Consider the following 17,615-nt stretch of genomic DNA (forward strand, 5'->3'; position numbering starts at 1 on the left):
ACCGTGTCGGCTACCCGCCACGACGACCGCCAACCGCGTCGTCCGAATGGAGCCCGGCGCGTGGGGTGCCGGCCGGACGACGCGGTGGCCGGGTGGCCCGGCGGCCGGGGTGGGTGGTCCGGGTCCGGTCGGGTCGGCGGGGCGAGGTCCGTGCCGAGCGGTGCGCGACGCGGCCCCTCCGGCGGCGTTTCGCCCTCCACCTCGCGGGAAGCCGTCGTCAGGACGACGAATCGGAGGAGGCGGCATGAAGGCTGTGGTGCGGCACGGGACCGGGGACGTCCCCGTGGACGAGGTGCCCGACCCGAGGAACCTGGAGCCGGGTGACGCGATCGTGCGCGGCACGCGCGGCGGCGTTCGCGGTGCCGGCCTCCGCCCGGTGCGCGGCGTGGTGGAGGGCGCCGTCCTCGCCCACGAGGGCGGCGGCACCGGGGGCGTCGGCGTCCACCCGCGCCCCGACAGGCCCGAGACCGTCCTGGACGCCGCATGAGCGGCACCGTCGCGGACGCGCTCGTCCGACGCCTGCGGACGTGGGGCGTGCCCAGGGTGTTCGGCTACGCGGGCGACGGGATCGACCCGGTCCTCGCCGCCCTGCACCGGGCCGGTGGCGACCCGGGGTTCGTGCCGGTGCGGCACGAGGAGATGTCCGCGTTCATGGCGTCGGGCCACGCCAAGTACACCGGCGAGGTCGGCGTGTGCCTGGCCACGCAGGGCCCTGGCGCGATCCACCTGCTCAACGGGCTGTACGACGCGAAGCTCGACCGCCGCCCGGTGGTGGCGATCGTGGGGCAGGTCGTGTCGACCGCGCTGGGCACCGGCTACCTGCAGGAGGTGGACCTGCACGCGTTGTTCAAGGACGTGTGCGGCCAGTACCTCCAGACGGTGTTCGCGCCCGAGCAGCTACCGGTGCTGTTGGACAACGCGATGCGCACCGCGATCTCCGAGCGGGTACCGACGTGCTTGATCGTGCCGCACGACGTGCAGCGCGCCGACGCCGCGGAGGAGTTGCCGCACACCCACGGCGTCGTGCCCTCCTCCGCGGTCGTGGCCCGGCCACGCGTGCTGCCGCCCGCCGACGACCTGCACCGCGCCGCCGACGTGCTCAACGCGGGTCGGCAGGTCGCGCTGCTGGTCGGGCGCGGCGCGGCCGGCGCGGAGCGCTGGATCGCCCAGGCGGTCGAGGCGCTGGGCGCGGGCGTGACCGCGTCGCTGGTGGGCAAGCCGGTGATCCCCGAGGACGCCCCGTGGCACACCGGCGTCATGGGCCACCTGGGCACCACCGCCTCGGCCGAGCTGATGGCGGGGTGCGACACGCTGCTCATCGTCGGCAGCAACGACCCGTGGACCGAGTTCTACCCCGAACCGGGGCAGGCGCGGGCCGTGCAGATCGACATCGAGGCCCGCGTGGTCGGCAGCAAGTACCCCGTCGAGGTCCCGCTGGTGGGGGACACCACCGAGACGCTGCGGGCACTGCTGCCGCTGCTGCGCCGCAACCCCGACCGCCGGTGGGAGCAGCGGGTGTTCACCTCGGTGGCCCGGTGGCGGCGGATCGCCGGTGAACGCGCCCGCACCCCGGCCGACCCGCTCAACCCGGAGCTGGTGGTGCACGAGCTGTCCGGCCACCTGCCACCCGACGTGCGGGTCGCGGTGGACGTCGGCTCGGCCACCTACTGGTACGCCCGCCACCTGGCCCTGCCGGTCGGCGCGCCCGCGCACACCTCCGGCTACCTGGCGTCGATGGGCTGCGCGCTGCCCTACGGCCTGGCCGCCAAGCTGGACGCCCCGGACCGGCCGGTCGTCGCCCTGGTGGGTGACGGCGCGATGCAGATGAACGGCCTGCTGGAGCTGATCACCGTCGCGGACCGGTGGCGCGGCTGGGCCGACCCGCGGTTCGTCGTGCTGGTGCTGCACAACCGCGACCTCAACGAGGTCACCTGGGAGCAGCGCGAGATGGAGGGCGACCCGCGCTTCCCCACCTCGCAGCGCGTCCCGGACTTCCCCTACGCCGCCTACGCCGAGCTGCTCGGGCTGCGCGGCATCCGCGTCGACTCACCCGACCGGGTGAGCGGGGCGTGGCACGAGGCGTTCCACGCCGACCGGCCGGTGCTCGTCGAGGCGGTCGTGGACCCGGCCGTGCCGCTGCTGCCCCCGCACCTGCCCGACGAGAAGATGGACATGATCCGCCAAGGCTTGGACCAAGAGCCCGACGGCGACGCGGAACGGGAACACCTGCGGCGGCAACGCGCCGAAGAAGGACACCGGTAGCGGTGGCGGTCGGGCACCCGGCCCGCCACCGCCCCACCGGAACCCCGGACGGTGCCCGCCCGCGGTCCCGCCCGCGGTGCCGGGTGCCGCACCTCGCCGACCGGCCCGCCCTCGCGAACGCGTCGGCCCGCCCTACGGCAGGCGCTGACCCAGCGCCAGCGCGCCCGCCACCGCGATCAGCGCGGTCAGCGTGCCCAGCAGCACCCAGGGCCGGCTGGCGTCGGCCTGCTTCTTCTCGTAGCCGATCTGCTCGCCCAGCGTGTCGTACACCCGCCGCAGCTCCTCGGCGCTGGCCGCCTTGAAGAACTCGCCGCCGGACAGCTTCGCGATCTCCTTCATCGAGTCGTCGTCCACCGGCACCTCCTGCCGGCGGCCCTCGATCTCGACCACGCCGTCCTCCGTGCCGAAGGAGATCGTGGAGATCGGGATGCCCGACTTCTTGGCGTCCTCCGCCGCGTCGAACGCCCGCCGCGTCCCGACCGTCTCCTTGCCGTCGGTCATCAGCACGACCCGCGCGGGCGGTGGGCCGTCCGCGCCGCCGACGACCTTGCCGAACGAGTCGATCGCCGCCAGGGCCGCCACGATCGCGTCACCGGTCGCGGTCGACTGCGCCAGCTTCAGGCCGTCGATGTTCTGCGTCACGGCCGCCCGGTCGGTCGTCGGCGCGACCAGCACCGTCGCCGAGCCCGCGAACGAGATCAGGCCCAGGTTGATGCCCGGCGTCAGGCCGTCCGCGAACGACTTCGCCGCGACCTGCGCCGCCTCCAGCCGGGACGGCCGCACGTCGGTCGCCTTCATCGACAGCGACGTGTCGATCACCAGCATCACGGTCGCCCGGTTGCGCGGCACCTTCTGCTCGGCCGTCGGACCGGCCAGCGCCACCGTCAGCACGATGAACGCCACCAGCAGCAGCGCAGGTGGCGCGTGCCGCCACCACCGCTGCCGCTTCGGCGCGACCTTCTCCAGCATGGACAGGTTCGCGAACCGCAACATCCGCTTGCGCAGGGCGCGCTGGACCAGCACGTAGAACACCGCGACCGCCGCCACGGCGATCAGCAGCAGGAACCACCACGGCGCGGTGAAACCCGACAGGCTCATCAGGCCACCCCTCCCGACCAGCGGCGCTTGCGGGCGACCACGAACCGGACGGTGTCGGCGATCCAGTCCGAGTCGGTGCGCAGCACCAAGTGCCCCGCGCCGGCCCGGCGCAGCCCGGCCGCCACCGCCGCCCGGTGCCCGGCCGCCGCCGCCGCGAACTCGCGGCGCAGCAGCGGGGACGCCGTCACCTCGCGCTGCCGCCCGGTCTCCGGGTCGGCCAGCACGACCGTCCCGATCTCCGGCAGGTCGATGTCGCGCGGGTCGACGACCTCGACCGCCACCAGGTCGTGCCGGGCCGCCAGGGCGCGCAGCGGGCGCTGCCAGTCGGTCTCGCCGAGGAAGTCGGACAGCACCACGACCAGGCCGCGGCGGCGCGGCGGGCGGCGCAGCTGCTCGACCAGCCCGGCCAGCGAGCCGCGGGTGCCCTCCGGCGCGCGGGGCGTCTCGGCGACCTTGCGGATCAGGCCGCGCGCGTGGGCGAGGCCGCCGCGCGCGGGCACCCGGACCACCTGCTCGCCGGTGGACACCAGCGCGCCGATCCGGTTGCCGCCGCCACCGGTCAGGTGCGCGACGGCGGCCGTCGCGGCGACCACGAGGTCGCGCTTCTCGCACGCCGCCGTGCCGAAGTCCAGCGACGGCGACAGGTCGATCGCCAGCCACGTCTCCAGCTCGCGGTCCGCGACGGTCTCCCGGATGTGCGGGACGGTGGTGCGCGCGGTGACCGCCCAGTCCATCCGGCGCACGTCGTCGCCCGGCTGGTAGGGCCGCGCCTCGCCCGGCTCGGAGCCCGGTCCGGGCACCAGCCCGAGGTGGTTGCCCTGGAGCAGGCCGTCCAGCCGGCGGCGGACCTCCAGCTCCAGCGTGCGCAGCGCGGCCTCCAGCCGGCCGCCGTGCAGCTCCGGTGGCGCCCAGTGCGGACGCCCGGTGGGTCGTTCGGCGGTCACGGCCTGCCCGCGGGCTGCGGCTGCGGGACCTGGGGACGCGCGGAGACCTGCGGCAGCGGCACGGTCTGGAGCACGCGCGTGATGATGTGGTCCAGCGGCACGCCGTCGGCCAGCGCGTCGTAGGACAGCACCAGCCGGTGCCGCAGCACGTCCGGCACCACGTCCACGATGTCCTGCGGCAGCACGTAGTCGCGGCCCCGGACCAGGGCCAGCGCCCGCGCGGCGGCGATGATGCCGAGGCTCGCGCGCGGCGACGCGCCGTAGGCGACCCAGCCGGCGACGTCGGTGAGCTGGTGCTCCTTGGGCGCGCGGGTCGCGATGACCAGCCGCACCACGTAGTCGACCAGCGCGTGGTGCACGAACACCTTCGACGCCACGCCCTGGAGGCGGACCAGCTCCTCGGGGCTGAGCACCTGGCTCGGCACGGGCGCCTCGACGCCCATCCGGTAGACGATCTCCCGCTCCTCCTCGGCCGACGGGTACTCGACCTGGATCTTGAACAGGAAGCGGTCGCGCTGGGCCTCCGGCAGCGGGTAGACGCCCTCGTTCTCGATCGGGTTCTGGGTGGCCAGCACCAGGAACGGGTCGGGCATCGGGAAGGTCCGGCCGCCGATCGACACGTGCCGCTCGGCCATGACCTCCAGCATCGCGCTCTGCACCTTGGCGGGCGCGCGGTTGATCTCGTCGGCCAGCACGAAGTTCGCCACGACGGGGCCGAGTTCCACGTCGAAGGACTCGGTGGCCTGCCGGTAGATCCGGGTGCCGAGGATGTCCGCGGGCACCAGGTCGGGCGTGAACTGCACGCGCGAGAACGAGCCGCCGACGACGGTCGCGAACGTCTCGACGGCCAGGGTCTTCGCCACACCGGGCACGCCTTCGAGCAGCAGGTGCCCCTTGGCCAGCAGACCGACGAGCATCCGCTCGACCAGCCGGTCCTGGCCCACGATCACCCGCTTGACCTCGAACACCGTGCGTTCGAGCAACTGGGCGTCACGAGCCGGCGTGTTGGGAGCCTCGGCGGCGGGCTCGGACAACGGTCCTCCTACGGCAGGGTTGTGCGACGGTGCCCAAGTCTTCCCTGTCACCGGTGTGGCTCTTGTGAAGGGGTCCACCGGAGGTCCGACGGGGTGTCGACGTCCCGCGCCTCGCCGGGCAGGGCGGGCACCGCGACGGGGTCGAGGGGCCCCAGCACCGACCGCAGGGCGACGCCGCGCGGCTCGGCGGGCAGCGCGGACCGCAGCGCGCCGGTCGGCCACAGCCCGGCCAGCCACTGGCGGTGGCCGCCGTCGTCGACCAGCACGGCGGGCGCGCCGGTCGCGAGCAGCCGCCCGACCGTGGCGCGGGTCACGCCGGGCTGGTCGACCGCGAGCACCACCACGAGCCCGGCCGCCACGTGCGCCAGGCCGGCCGCCAGCCCCGCGACCGGTCCGCCGCCGGGCGGCTCCTCGCGCGCCCACGCGACGCCGGGGACGTCCTTGGCCGGGCCCACGACGACGACCCGCCCGGCGTCGCGCACCGCGCCCAGCGCGTGGTCCAGCAGGGTGCGGCCGGCGATCTCGACGGCGGCCTTGTCGACGCCGCCCAGCCTGCTGCCGCGACCGCCGGCGAGGATGACGGCGTCCCAGTCACGGTGTTCCACGCGACCAGGGTGCTCCACGCGACCGCGGTGCCCCACTCGACCCGCCCCGGCCACGGGTTCGGCCCGGTCCGCCGGCACGGTGACGCCCTGCCCGGTACGACCGCGGTCGGCGCGGGACCCGCCGGGCCGCCCCAGCGCCTTGGCGAGGTCGAGGTGTCCCGCGCCGGCGGTGTCGCACAGCGCGAGGGCGTCGTCCAGGCGGCCCTGGCGCTGGTGGACCACCACGAGGTCGCCCGTCGCGAGGGACGCCTCCGCGAGGTCGCCGGCGGCGACGGTCTCGGCGAGCAGCCCGCGCAGCAGCTCCTCCGCCCGGTCCAGGTCGACGGTGCGCGGCGCGTGGGCGCAGGCGCGAACGGCGCGGGGGCGGGCGACAGCGGGTCTGACCGGCGCAGTCCAGCGCCTCCGGCCGCAGCACGCCCGCATGTCGCGGCCGGCCGACGGACCGCTACCGCCCGCGCGGGGACGCGCGCCGCCCGGTCACGCCGACGGGACCCCGGCCGGCGCGGGACCACCCGCACCAGCCGACCACGCCCGAACCGCTCGCGGGACCCGCCGCGCCGAACCGCGCCGCGACGCGCGACCACGCGGCGCCGCTGGCGGGACCCGCCGCGCCGAACCTCCGACCCACCGGGCCACTCGCGGGTGCGCGGCGTCGTCAAGAGGCGATGTTCGCGGGGGTGTTCCGGGGACGGTGTTCCCCCGGGGCGGCGTTCCCCAGGGGGAGCGTCCTCCGAGTGGGCGGCGTCGTCGGGAGCTGCGGACGCTCCCGACGACGCCCCTCGACCCCCCGAGGTGACGCGATCGCGCGGCATCCCCACCCCCCGCGGATGCCCCGCGATGCCGCCGCCCCGCTTCCCCGCGGCGGCGACCGCAGGGACGAGGATGCCCGGCGAGGGCGACGCGTTTGTTGACTGATTCTTGAATCCCCTGGTCAAGGGGATCTTCACCGGGCCGCCACGCGGGCGCGCCGGGCACCGCGGCGGCGGTCAGAGCAGGCGCGTGGCGTACGGCATGATCCCGCCGTACCGGACGGGCGCGATGCGGACCGACGAGCCCGAGTACGGCGCCTCGATCATCATCCCGCCGCCGAGGTAGAGCGCGACGTGCGTGCCGCCGCCGGGTCCCCAGAACAGCATGTCGCCGCGCCGGGCCTCCCCGAGCGGCACCTTGCGGCCCGCGTTGTACTGGTAGCCGCTGTAGTGCGGCAGGAAGATCCCGACGCCCGCGAACGCGTGCATCATCAGGCCCGAGCAGTCGAACCCGACGCTGTAGTAGTCCCCGAACGAGTCGGCCACGCCGCCGTCGGGGATGCCGACCGTCGGCCCGTCGTAGTTCCCGCCGCCCCACGAGTAGCGCACACCGAGGTGCTGCATCGCGCGGGCGACGACGGTCTCCACGCCGCCGTCGCCGACGACGACGGCGGGCGGGGCCGCGACCGGGCGGTCCGGGGCGGGCGCGGGCGCGGCGCTCAACGCGGCCTGCCGGGCGGCCTCCTCGTCCTCGCGGCGCTTGTCGTCCAGCCACCGCCGGTACTGGGCGCGCTGGCCCTCCAGCCCCTCGACGGCCTCCAGCGCCCGCGCCAGCTCGCCCTCGACCCCGGTCTTCTCGTCCCGGATCGCCGCCGCCTGCCCGGCCTGCTCGGACCGCGCCCGCGCGGCCGCCGCGCGGGCCGCCTCGGCGTCGGCCTCGGCCTGCTCGGCCGCGTCCTCCTCGCGGTCGGCGAGGTCCAGCGCGGCGCGGGCGGCGGAGTCGGTGTTGGCCTGCTCCGCCCTGGCGCGCTCCACCTCGTCGAGCACGTCCAGGCCCGCGCCGCCGACCGCGGCCAGCAGCTGCGCGCGGGCCAGCAGGTCCTCCGGGCCGGTCGCGCCGAAGTACGCCGACAGCGACCCGATGGTGCTGCCCTGCTCGAAGCTCGCGGCGGCGAACCGGTCCAGCGCCTGGCGCGCCTCCTCCACCGCGCGGCCGGCGGCGTCGGCCGCGGCGCGCGTCGCGTCGGCGTCCCGCCTGGCCCGCGCGGCCACGTCGCGCGCCGCCTCCAGGTCCACGCGGGCCTTGTTCGCGAGTTCCAGCTTGAACGCCACGTCGTCGTCGAGGCGCCGCAACCGGGCCTCCGCCTCGGTGAGCCGCCCGGTCAGCTCGCCGACCAGCGCGGCCTTCGCGTCGACCTGCTCCCGACCCGCCTCGATCGCGTCGTCACCGGGGTTGGGCGGCGGTGGCGGCACCGCCGCGGCCGCGCCGGGGAGCAGCAGTGCCGCCGCGACCACCATGATCACCCAACGAGCCACGAACACCCGCCTCCCCACCCGCTCGGCCCATCCCGGATTGCACCGAATGGCGTCATCCGATCACGTTCCGCACTGTGCCACTCGTGCACCAGGGTTTCCAATTGACCCTGCAAGAACTTCAGCCACATGGGTCACAGGGGAGGTTTCAAACCCACTCTTAGTTGACTTTCCGCGCCCGTCCCGACCAGTAGGGCTCGCGCAGCCGGAACTTCTGGACCTTGCCCGTGGCGGTGCGCGGGATGGCGTCGCGGAACTCGACCGACGTGGGCGCCTTGAAGCCGGCCAGCCGGGCCTTGCAGTGGGCCACCAGCTCGGCCTCCCCGGCCGCCGCGCCGTCGGCGAGCACGACCAGCGCCTTGACCGTCTCGCCCCACCGGTCGTGCGGCACGCCGATCACCGCCGCCTCGGCCACGGCGGGGTGGGCGCACAGGACGTCCTCCACCTCGATCGACGAGACGTTCTCGCCGCCGGTGATGATCACGTCCTTGCGGCGGTCGGAGATCGTGAGGTGCCCCTCGTCGTCGAGCGCGCCGCCGTCGCCGGTGTGGAACCAGCCGTCCCGGACCGCCGCGGCGGTGGCCTCCGGGTCGTCCCAGTAGCCGGCCATGACGACGTTCGAGCGGGCCAGCACCTCGCCGTCGGCGTCGACCCGCAGCCGCACGCCGAGACCGGGCGCGCCCGCGCGCGACAGCTTGCGCGCCCGCTCCTCCGGGGGCAGGTCGTCGTCGCCCGGCCGGGTCCGGTTGAAGGTGAGCAGCGGCGACGTCTCGGTCAGCCCGTAGAGCTGGGTGAACTCCCAGCCCAGTTCGGCGGTCACGCGGGCGATGGTGCGGCTGGGCGGCGGCGCGCCCGCGCACACGACCCGCACCCGGCCGCGGCCGGGGATCTCGCCGTCCCAGGTCCGCGCGGCGTCGAGCACGGCGTTCCACACGGCGGGCGCGCCGCACAGCAGCGTGACGCCGTGGTCGCGGACCCGGCGCAGGATCTCCGCGCCGTCGACCTTGCGCAGCACCACCTGGGGCGCGCCGACACCGGCCAGCGCGAACGGCATCCCCCAGCCGTTGCAGTGGAACATGGGCAGCACGTGCAGGTAGACGTCGCGCTCCCAGGCGCGGGTGTGCATGGCGAAGGTGACGGCGTTGAGCCAGAGGTTGCGGTGCGTCAGCCGGACGCCCTTGGGCCGCGCCGTCGTGCCGGACGTGTAGTTGACGGTGGCGGTGGCGTCCTCGTCCGGCGCGGACCACGGCCGGGGCTCGGTGTCGAACCGCAGCAGCCCGTCGCTCTCCGCGCCGAGCGTGAAGCGGTGGCGGGCGGTGACGCCGTCGAGGTCCAGCCCCGGATCGACCAGCAGGACCGACGCGCCGCTGTGCTCGACGATGTAGGACACCTCGTCGGGCCGCAGGCGGAAGTTCACCGGCACGCAGATCCGCCCCGACGCGGGGACGGCGTGCAGGAGTTCGAGCAGCCGCGCCGAGTTGGGGCTGACGACGGCGACCCGTTCGCCCTCGCCGACGCCCAGCGCGTCGAGCCCGGCCTGCCACGCGCGGACGCGGTCGGCGAGCTGCCCGTAGGTGGTGGTGGGCACCGGGACGGCGGGCTGGTCCGGCTCGTCCACGGTGGCGGTGGTGTCGGCGAAGACCTGCGCGGCGCGGTCGAGGAAGTCGGCGACGGTGAGGGGTACCCGCATGCGCGTCGACGTTATCGACCGAAGCCGACCTCGGCTACTCACCGCGACCCGACGACTCCGAACAGGTCACCTCGCGGCGGCGGGGTCCACCCCGATCACCCCACCGGTCATCGGATGTCCGGCGGGATCTCCGGGTCGTCCGCTGGTCGCCGGGTACCCAACGTGCCCCTCGTGCGCGTCGGGTCACCAGGTGCTGGGGTCGCCCCACGTGCGCACCGGCCCGGACGCGACCACCGGCACCGCCACCAGTTCCGGCAGCGACTCGCCCACCGGGCCGCGCACGACCGCCGTCGCCACCCCGTCGTACGGCGTGGGCTCCCGGTTGCAGATCACCACGGCCGCGCCCGCCCGCGCCGCCAGCCCGACCAGGCCCGCCGCCGGTTCCACCAGCAGCGACGTCCCGGCCACCAGCATCAGGTCGCAGTCCACCGCCGCCGACCGCGCCGACCGCACCACGCCGGGGTCCAACTCCTGCCCGAACGCGACCGTCGTCGCGCACAGCACCCCGCCGCACACCGGGCAGGCCGGGTCGTCCTCGCCCGCGCGCACGCGGTCCAGCGCCGCGCTCATCGCGCCCGGCGCGCCGCAGTCCGCGCACACCGTCCCGGCCAGCGACCCGTGCAGCTCGACCACGGGCGACGAGCCGGCCCGCTGGTGCAGCCCGTCCACGTTCTGCGTCAGCAGCGCCCGCACGCGCCCGGCGCGCTGGAGGTCCACCAGGGCGAAGTGCGCGGCGTTCGGCTCGGCCGTCCACATCGGGTGCCGCAGCCTCGCCCGCCACACCACCCGCCGCACGGCCGCGTCGGTCAGGTAGTCGGCCACCGCGAACTCCCGCCCGAGCGACGTCCGCGGGCCCTCGGGCCCCCGGAAGTCCGGGATGCCCGACTCCGTCGACACGCCCGCGCCGGTGAGCACCGTGACGCGCCGCGCGCCCGCCATCGCCTCCCGCGCGTCCATGCACCCACCATCGCACGGCGCCCGTTTGCGAGCATGGCCGCGTGCGCAGGACATGGGGTGCCGGGATCGGCGTTGTCGGCTTGATCACAGCGGTGGTGGGCGCGTTCCTGCCGTGGCTGCGTTCCGGATCGGTCACGAGGGACAGTTACGAGGTGCTCGCGCTGCGTGGTTTCGCGGGGTTGGACGGGCTGTCCGGCGAGGTGGTGCGGGGTGTCTGGGTCGCGCTCACCCCGTTGGCCGTGTGCTGCGTGGTGCTGTGGCTGGTGCGACTTCCGCGGATCGCCTCCTGCGCCGCGCTCCTCTTTGGCACGATTGCGGGAACGGTGGCGGCCCTTGCCGCCGTCCAAGGGGGCAACGAGGGGTCGCTCGTCGGGATCAACCCGACCGGGCCGGTGGTAACCCTCGGTGGTGCCGTGCTGGGGATCGCGGGTGCGATCACCGTGCTCACCGCGAAACCCGCACCGTGATCAGTCCAGGAGGAGCACCGTGAGTCACCCAGGTGGCGGCGGAGGCGAATGGCCGCCGCAGCACAACCCGTACGGTCAGCCCCAGCAGGGCGGGCCCCAGCAGGGCTTCCCGCAGCAGGGCTACCCGCAGACCGGCCCGCAGCCCCAGCAGGGCCACCCGCAGACCGGCCCGCAGGGGTTCCCGCAGACCGGCGGGCAGCCCCAGCAGGGCTTCCCGCAGACGGGGCCGCAGGGCTTCCAGCAGCAGGGCCAGCAGTTCGGCGGCCAGCAGTTCGGCGGCCAGCCGCCGTTCGGCCAGCCGCCCTACGGCTACGCGGGCGGCGAGCCGCCCAAGAAGAAGCGCACCGGCCTGGTGATCACGGCGATCGTGGCCGTCCTCGTGCTGGCGGCGGGCACGTTCTTCACCGTGCGCGCGCTGCGCAGCTCCGACTCGGTCGCGGCCGGCTCGGACACCCCGCAGACCGCGGCGAACAACCTGCTCAGCGCGTTGGGCAGCGGTGACGTCCTCGGCATCATGAACGGCCTGGCGCCCGCCGAGGCGAAGCTGAGCAAGGACTACACCGAGGCCACCGTCAACGAGGCCAAGCGGCTGGAGATCCTGAAGAAGGACGCCGACCCGCAGAAGATCAGCGGCGTCCAGATCAAGAGCGAGGGCATCAAGTTCGACGAGGCCGCCGCCGAGAAGGTCAACGACCGCCTCACCATCAACAAGGTGGTCGAGGGCAGGATCACGGTCACCTCCGACGTCAAGCAGATCCCGCTGACCGACAAGCTGGTCAAGGCGCTGGGCGCGAAGCTGGACCAGGCGCCGGAGACCGAGACGCTGGACTTCGCCAAGGAGAAGGACAAGCGCAAGGGCAAGCCGATCGGCATCGCGACGATCAAGATCGGCGACGAGTGGTACCCGTCGCTGTTCTACACGCTCGCGCACGCCGCGTTGGAGGAAGAGGACCTCAAGTGGCCCGCGCAGGGCATCGCGCCGGCCGGCGCGGACTCGCCGGAGGCCGCGGCCAAGGGCCTCGTGGACAAGGCGCTCTCCGGTGACCTCAAGGGCGTCATCGCCCTGCTGCCGCCGGACGAGATGGGCGTGCTCCAGGACGTCGGCCCGGTGATCCTCGACCAGGTCGGCCGGGTGCCCGCGACCGGCGCGAAGGTGCTGGAGCTGGCGACCGACACCAAGGACGTGCAGGGCGGCAAGCAGCTCACCATCCGCAAGCTGGTCCTGGAGGTCCAGGGCGACAAGGTCGAGCTCGGCCGCGACGGCGACTGCTACAACGTCAAGGTCCAGGGCGGCTCGCAGCGGCTGTGCGCGGACGAGATCGCGCAGCTGGCGGAGCAGCAGGGCGGCCGGGCCGTCCCGCCCGCCGCCGTGGACGTGATCGGCCGGATCGGCGCGCAGGTGCTCAAGGACGGCATCGGCGTCGTCGCCACCGAGGTGGACGGCAAGTGGTACGTGAGCCCGATCCGCAGCTACAGCGAGATCTTCCTGACGCTGCTGCGCGGTCTCCAGCCGAAGGACATCGACGAGCTGCTCAAGCTCGCGAAGTAGGTCGCGCCGGAACTCCTCCACCGTGACCACCGAACCCCGCCGGACTCCTTCCGGCGGGGTTCGGCGCAGGTCGGTCACCGACACCACCTGGAAATCGGGATGCCGGACACGACCGACGCGGTCGACCCGGCACGGTGTCGGGGGCACACCGGGCGGCAAGCGGCACCCCGCCCCCTCATGGCACCGCACGCCCCGCACGGTGCCGCACTACGGCGGGGATCGCCGGTCAGTTCCGCCGGGCCCCGACGACCCGCGCCACCAGCGTCGCGCCCACCACCAGCACGACCGCGCAGACGCCGGACACCACCAGGTCGCCGCCGAGACCGGTGTCGTGGCCGAGCGCGCCCAGCACGTTGCCGATCGGCGGCGTCCGGCCGAACAGGTACGCGGGCAGCAGCAGCGCCGCGGCGGCGGGCACGGACCAGCCCGGCCGGGTGACGACGGGTCGGCCGCACAGCACGCCCACACCCACCCCGACGAGCCCGCAGACCAGCAGCGCGGCGAACCCGAGCGCGACCACGGCCGGCGGGTGCGGCCGGGACTGGGTCAGCACGGGCACGAAGGTCGCCATCAGCGCCACGGCGGTCACCACCAGGCAGGACAGCGCGGTCACCGCCGCCTGCGCCGGGCCCCAGCCGCCCGCCGCCACGACGGTGACCTCCCGCCGCACCGGGTCCTCGGCGGTCGTGACGACGATGGTCAGCCACGCCGCCACCGGGCAGAGGAACGCGCACGACCCGGCGTAGGAGGACGGCGGCGGACCGGCGTCGCCCGCGTTGAACAGGGCCAACACCACCGCGTACACCAGCAGCGGGGGCAGGTGGCGCTGGGTGCGCAGCAGGTCGGCCAGCAGGTACCGCACCAGCGCCGTCACGACCGCACGCTCCGCACCGAGCAGCCCAGCCGCAGCGCCTCGGCCAGCACCAGGTCGCTGAACGCCGGCTCGACCTCCACCCGCGCGCCGCCGCCGACGGCCCGCGCCGCGAGCACGCCGTCCAGCGAGCGCACGTCGTCGAACCGCCCGCCCACCCGGTCCAGCTCGATCACCACACCGCCGCGCGCCGCGCCGAGCGGGAACTCGCGCGCGCCGGGCAGGTCGTGGCCGTGGTGGTCGGTGAGCAGCGCGGCCACCCCGCCCGCGGTGACCAGGTCGGCGAGCACCGCGCCCGCGGCGGCGTCGAGGCCGGACCACGGCTCGTCGAGCACCAGCAGGTCCCGCGCCGCCAGCGCCTGCGCCAGCGCGACCTTCTGCGTGTTGCCCTTGGACAGGGTCGTCATCGGCGCGTCCGGGTCGCCGACGAAGCCCAGCGCCTCGACCAGGTCCCACCGCGCGGGGACGCCGCGCACGGCCGCCAGGTGGCGCAGGTAGCCGCGCGCCGACAGCCGGACGTCCGGCGGGAACCGCTCGGGCACGTAGCCGACGGACGCCGGCCGGTCGACCCGCCCGGACGTGGGTCGGGTCAACCCGGCCGCGATGCGCAGCAGGGTGGACTTCCCCGCCCCGTTGCCGCCGCTCGCCACCACGACCTCGCCGGGCGCGACGGTCAGCGAGACGTCCCTCAGCACCCACGGACCGCGGCCGTACCGCTTGCCGATTCGATCAAGTCGCACCACGGGTGTGATGATGCCCGGTACCCGGTGGGGCCGGGTTGAAGCGGAATACAGGACACGCGTACTGTTTAGGTCGAGAGGGCGCCGCACCGCAGGGTGCGGAAGACTCACCAGCAGTTCCCAACCGACTCTGCGCGTCACCAGATGGAGTTTCACGTGACTGGACCAGGGATGCCCGTGCCTGCCGGCACCGGAGGCACCAGCAAGGACAGCTTCGGCGCCCGCGGCACGCTCACCGTGGGGGACGCCTCGTACGAGGTGTTCCGCCTGGGCGCCGTCGAGGGCGCCGAGCGTCTGCCGTACAGCTTGAAGATCCTGCTGGAGAACCTGCTGCGCACCGAGGACGGCGTGAACATCACCGCCGACCACGTGCGCGCGCTGGGCGGCTGGAACCCGTCCGCCGAGCCGGACACGGAGATCCAGTTCACGCCCGGCCGCGTCGTGATGCAGGACTTCACCGGCGTGCCCTGCGTGGTCGACCTGGCCACCATGCGCGAAGCCGTCACCCAGCTGGGCGGCGACCCGACGAAGGTCAACCCGCTCGCGCCCGCCGAGCTGGTCATCGACCACTCCGTGATCGCCGACATCTTCGGCCGCCCGGACGCGTTCGAGCTGAACGTCGACCTGGAGTACGAGCGCAACAAGGAGCGCTACCAGTTCCTGCGCTGGGGCCAGACCGCGTTCGACGAGTTCAAGGTCGTCCCGCCGGGCACCGGCATCGTGCACCAGGTGAACATCGAGCACCTGGCGCGGGTCGTGATGGTCCGCAACGGCCAGGCGTACCCGGACACGCTGGTCGGCACCGACTCGCACACCACCATGGTCAACGGCATCGGCGTCCTGGGCTGGGGCGTCGGCGGCATCGAGGCCGAGGCCGCCATGCTCGGCCAGCCGGTGTCCATGCTGATCCCGCGCGTCGTCGGCTTCAAGCTGCACGGCGAGCTGCCCGCCGGCGCGACCGCCACCGACCTCGTGCTGACCATCACCGAGATGCTGCGGCAGCACGGCGTGGTCGGCAAGTTCGTCGAGTTCTACGGCTCCGGCGTGGGCGCGGTGCCGCTGGCCAACCGCGCCACCATCGGCAACATGAGCCCCGAGTTCGGCTCCACCTGCGCGATCTTCCCGATCGACGCCGAGACCATCGACTACCTGAAGCTGACCGGCCGCTCCGCCGACCAGCTCGCGCTGGTCGAGGCGTACGCCAAGGAGCAGGGCCTCTGGCACGACCCGGCGCGCGAGCCGGCCTACTCGGAGACGCTGGAGCTGGACCTGTCGACGGTCGTGCCGTCGATCGCCGGCCCCAAGCGCCCCCAGGACCGCATCGAGCTGACCGCGGCCAAGGCCGCGTTCCGCCAGGCGCTGGGCGCGTACGTGTCGCACACCGAGGACAGCACCAAGTCCAACGTGGACAAGGCCGTCGAGGAGACCTTCCCGGCCAGCGACCCGGTGTCGGTGGCCGACGGCGACGCGGGCGGCGCGCCGCGCGTCTTCCACTCCGCCGCCGAGGGCGCGGAGGGCCGCCCGTCCAACCCGGTGAAGGTCACCGTGGACGGCGCGGAGTTCGAGCTGGACCACGGCGCGGTCGCGATCGCGGCGATCACCTCGTGCACCAACACGTCCAACCCGTCGGTGATGATCGGCGCGGCGCTGCTGGCGAAGAAGGCCGTGGAGAAGGGCCTGGAGCGCAAGCCGTGGGTGAAGACCACCCTCGCGCCGGGCTCCAAGGTCGTCATGGACTACTACGAGCGCGCGGGCCTGCTGCCGTACCTGGAGAAGCTGGGCTTCCACCTGGTCGGCTACGGCTGCACCACGTGCATCGGCAACTCCGGTCCGCTCCAGGACGAGATCTCGGCGGGCATCGCCCAGGGCGACCTCGCCGCGGTGTCCGTGCTGTCGGGCAACCGGAACTTCGAGGGCCGGATCAACCCGGACATCAAGATGAACTACCTGGCGTCGCCGCCGCTGGTGGTGGCCTACGCGCTGGCCGGTTCGATGGACAAGGACATCACCACCGAGCCGCTGGGCACCGACCAGGACGGCAAGCCGGTGTACCTGTCCGACATCTGGCCGTCGCCGCAGGAGATCTCCGAGGTCGTCGCGTCGGCGATCTCGCCGGAGGGCTTCACCAAGGGCTACGCGGACGTGTTCGCGGGCGACCAGCGCTGGCAGTCGCTGCCCACCCCGACCGGCAAGACCTTCGAGTGGGACGCGCAGTCCACCTACGTGCGCAAGCCCCCGTACTTCGAGGGCATGGAGATGGAGCCCAAGCCGGTCACCGAGATCTCCGGCGCGCGCGTGCTGGCCCTGCTGGGCGACTCGGTCACCACCGACCACATCTCGCCGGCCGGCGCGATCAAGGTCGACTCGCCCGCGGGCAAGTACCTCACCGAGCACGGCGTGGAGCGCAAGGACTTCAACTCCTACGGCTCGCGGCGCGGCAACCACGAGGTGATGATCCGCGGCACGTTCGCGAACATCCGCCTGCGCAACCTGCTCCTGGCCGACGAGAACAACGGCCAGGGCGTGCAGGGCGGCTACACGCGCAACTTCCTGGCCGGCGGCGAGCAGACGACCATCTACGACGCGTCGGTCGCCTACGCCGAGGCGGGCGTGCCGCTGGTCGTGCTGGCGGGCAAGGAGTACGGCTCGGGCTCGTCGCGCGACTGGGCGGCCAAGGGCACGTCGCTGTTGGGCGTGCGGGCCGTGATCGCCGAGTCGTTCGAGCGCATCCACCGCTCCAACCTGATCGGCATGGGCGTCCTGCCGCTCCAGTTCCCCGCCGGCTCCTCGGCGGCGGACCTCGGCCTGGACGGCACGGAGACGTTCGACTTCACCGGCATCACCGCGCTGAACGACGGCGAGACGCCGCGCACGGTGCACGTGGTGGCCACGAAGGAGGACGGCTCGAAGGTGGAGTTCGACGCGGTCGTCCGCATCGACACCCCCGGTGAGGCGGACTACTACCGCAACGGCGGCATCATGCAGTACGTGCTGCGGAAGATGGTGAACGGTGTTTGATTGCCGCTGCTTCGCAGACGGCGGGCTCGGCCGCCCTGTGGTCGGGCCATCGCGCCTGATTTCCCGCCGATCGAAAAGCGTGATCGGCGGGAAATGAG

14 protein-coding genes are annotated in these 17,615 nt (G+C 74.1%); 5 read left to right on the plus strand and 9 right to left on the minus strand.

Annotated features, from left to right (window positions below):
- The first annotated feature begins 244 nt into the window (after window positions 1–244).
- A complete protein-coding gene (locus tag C8E97_RS23225; RefSeq protein WP_121007610.1) occupies window positions 245–487 on the plus strand; it encodes a hypothetical protein in 243 nt (80 codons plus the stop codon).
- The gene (locus C8E97_RS23230) at window positions 484–2,262 is read left to right on the plus strand and encodes a thiamine pyrophosphate-requiring protein (protein WP_121007611.1); all 1,779 of its coding nucleotides are present in this window, start codon (window positions 484–486) and stop codon (window positions 2,260–2,262) included. The genes C8E97_RS23225 and C8E97_RS23230 overlap by 4 nt, the downstream gene beginning before the upstream one ends.
- 132 nt (window positions 2,263–2,394) lie before the next feature.
- Here C8E97_RS23230 and C8E97_RS23235 read toward each other — a convergent pair whose 3' ends face one another.
- The 7 genes from C8E97_RS23235 to C8E97_RS23270 form a co-directional block, all read right to left on the minus strand.
- Window positions 2,395–3,360, minus strand: a complete 966-nt coding sequence (locus tag C8E97_RS23235) for a VWA domain-containing protein (RefSeq protein WP_121007612.1) — start codon at window positions 3,358–3,360, stop codon at window positions 2,395–2,397.
- A complete protein-coding gene (locus C8E97_RS23240; protein WP_121007613.1) occupies window positions 3,360–4,304 on the minus strand; it encodes a DUF58 domain-containing protein in 945 nt (314 codons plus the stop codon). The genes C8E97_RS23235 and C8E97_RS23240 overlap by 1 nt, the downstream gene beginning before the upstream one ends.
- Entirely contained in the window at window positions 4,301–5,338 is a 1,038-nt protein-coding gene (locus C8E97_RS23245) for an AAA family ATPase (RefSeq protein ID WP_121007614.1), read from the minus strand. The genes C8E97_RS23240 and C8E97_RS23245 overlap by 4 nt, the downstream gene beginning before the upstream one ends.
- A gap of 47 nt (window positions 5,339–5,385) precedes the next feature.
- Window positions 5,386–6,366, minus strand: coding sequence for a molybdenum cofactor guanylyltransferase (gene mobA / locus C8E97_RS36705; RefSeq protein WP_211347117.1), 981 nt, complete (start codon window positions 6,364–6,366; stop codon window positions 5,386–5,388).
- Between the two features lie 563 nt (window positions 6,367–6,929).
- Window positions 6,930–8,228 (minus strand): NlpC/P60 family protein, encoded by a 1,299-nt coding sequence (locus tag C8E97_RS23260; RefSeq protein ID WP_121012183.1) that lies wholly within the window; start codon window positions 8,226–8,228, stop codon window positions 6,930–6,932.
- Between the two features lie 157 nt (window positions 8,229–8,385).
- Window positions 8,386–9,915, minus strand: coding sequence for an AMP-binding protein (locus C8E97_RS23265; protein ID WP_121007616.1), 1,530 nt, complete (start codon window positions 9,913–9,915; stop codon window positions 8,386–8,388).
- 183 nt (window positions 9,916–10,098) lie between these two features.
- Window positions 10,099–10,872 carry an SIR2 family NAD-dependent protein deacylase gene (locus C8E97_RS23270; protein WP_121007617.1) on the minus strand — a complete coding sequence of 258 codons (774 nt, stop codon included), beginning with the start codon at window positions 10,870–10,872 and terminating at the stop codon, window positions 10,099–10,101.
- A 41-nt stretch (window positions 10,873–10,913) separates the two neighbouring features.
- Between C8E97_RS23270 and C8E97_RS23275 the strand changes: the two genes are divergently transcribed.
- Together C8E97_RS23275 and C8E97_RS23280 are read left to right on the plus strand one after the other, a co-directional pair.
- A complete protein-coding gene (locus tag C8E97_RS23275) occupies window positions 10,914–11,339 on the plus strand; it encodes a hypothetical protein (RefSeq protein ID WP_147455208.1) in 426 nt (141 codons plus the stop codon).
- Between the two features lie 19 nt (window positions 11,340–11,358).
- Complete coding sequence (locus tag C8E97_RS23280) at window positions 11,359–12,888, plus strand: flagellar basal body protein FliL (protein ID WP_121007619.1); 1,530 nt, start codon at window positions 11,359–11,361, stop codon at window positions 12,886–12,888.
- A gap of 226 nt (window positions 12,889–13,114) precedes the next feature.
- Here C8E97_RS23280 and C8E97_RS23285 read toward each other — a convergent pair whose 3' ends face one another.
- Both C8E97_RS23285 and C8E97_RS23290 read right to left on the minus strand, forming a co-directional pair.
- Window positions 13,115–13,762, minus strand: a complete 648-nt coding sequence (locus C8E97_RS23285) for a hypothetical protein (protein ID WP_121007620.1) — start codon at window positions 13,760–13,762, stop codon at window positions 13,115–13,117.
- Complete coding sequence (locus C8E97_RS23290) at window positions 13,759–14,502, minus strand: ABC transporter ATP-binding protein (RefSeq protein ID WP_246019098.1); 744 nt, start codon at window positions 14,500–14,502, stop codon at window positions 13,759–13,761. Before C8E97_RS23290 ends, C8E97_RS23285 begins: the two co-directional genes overlap by 4 nt.
- A gap of 168 nt (window positions 14,503–14,670) precedes the next feature.
- Here C8E97_RS23290 and C8E97_RS23295 point away from each other — a divergent pair, with 168 nt between their 5' ends.
- On the plus strand, window positions 14,671–17,517 hold the full coding sequence (locus C8E97_RS23295) for an aconitate hydratase (RefSeq protein WP_121007621.1): 2,847 nt from the start codon (window positions 14,671–14,673) through the stop codon (window positions 17,515–17,517).
- Window positions 17,518–17,615: the final 98 nt, after the last annotated feature.

Source organism: Saccharothrix australiensis (assembly GCF_003634935.1).
Classification (GTDB): Bacteria; Actinomycetota; Actinomycetes; order Mycobacteriales; family Pseudonocardiaceae; genus Actinosynnema; species Actinosynnema australiense.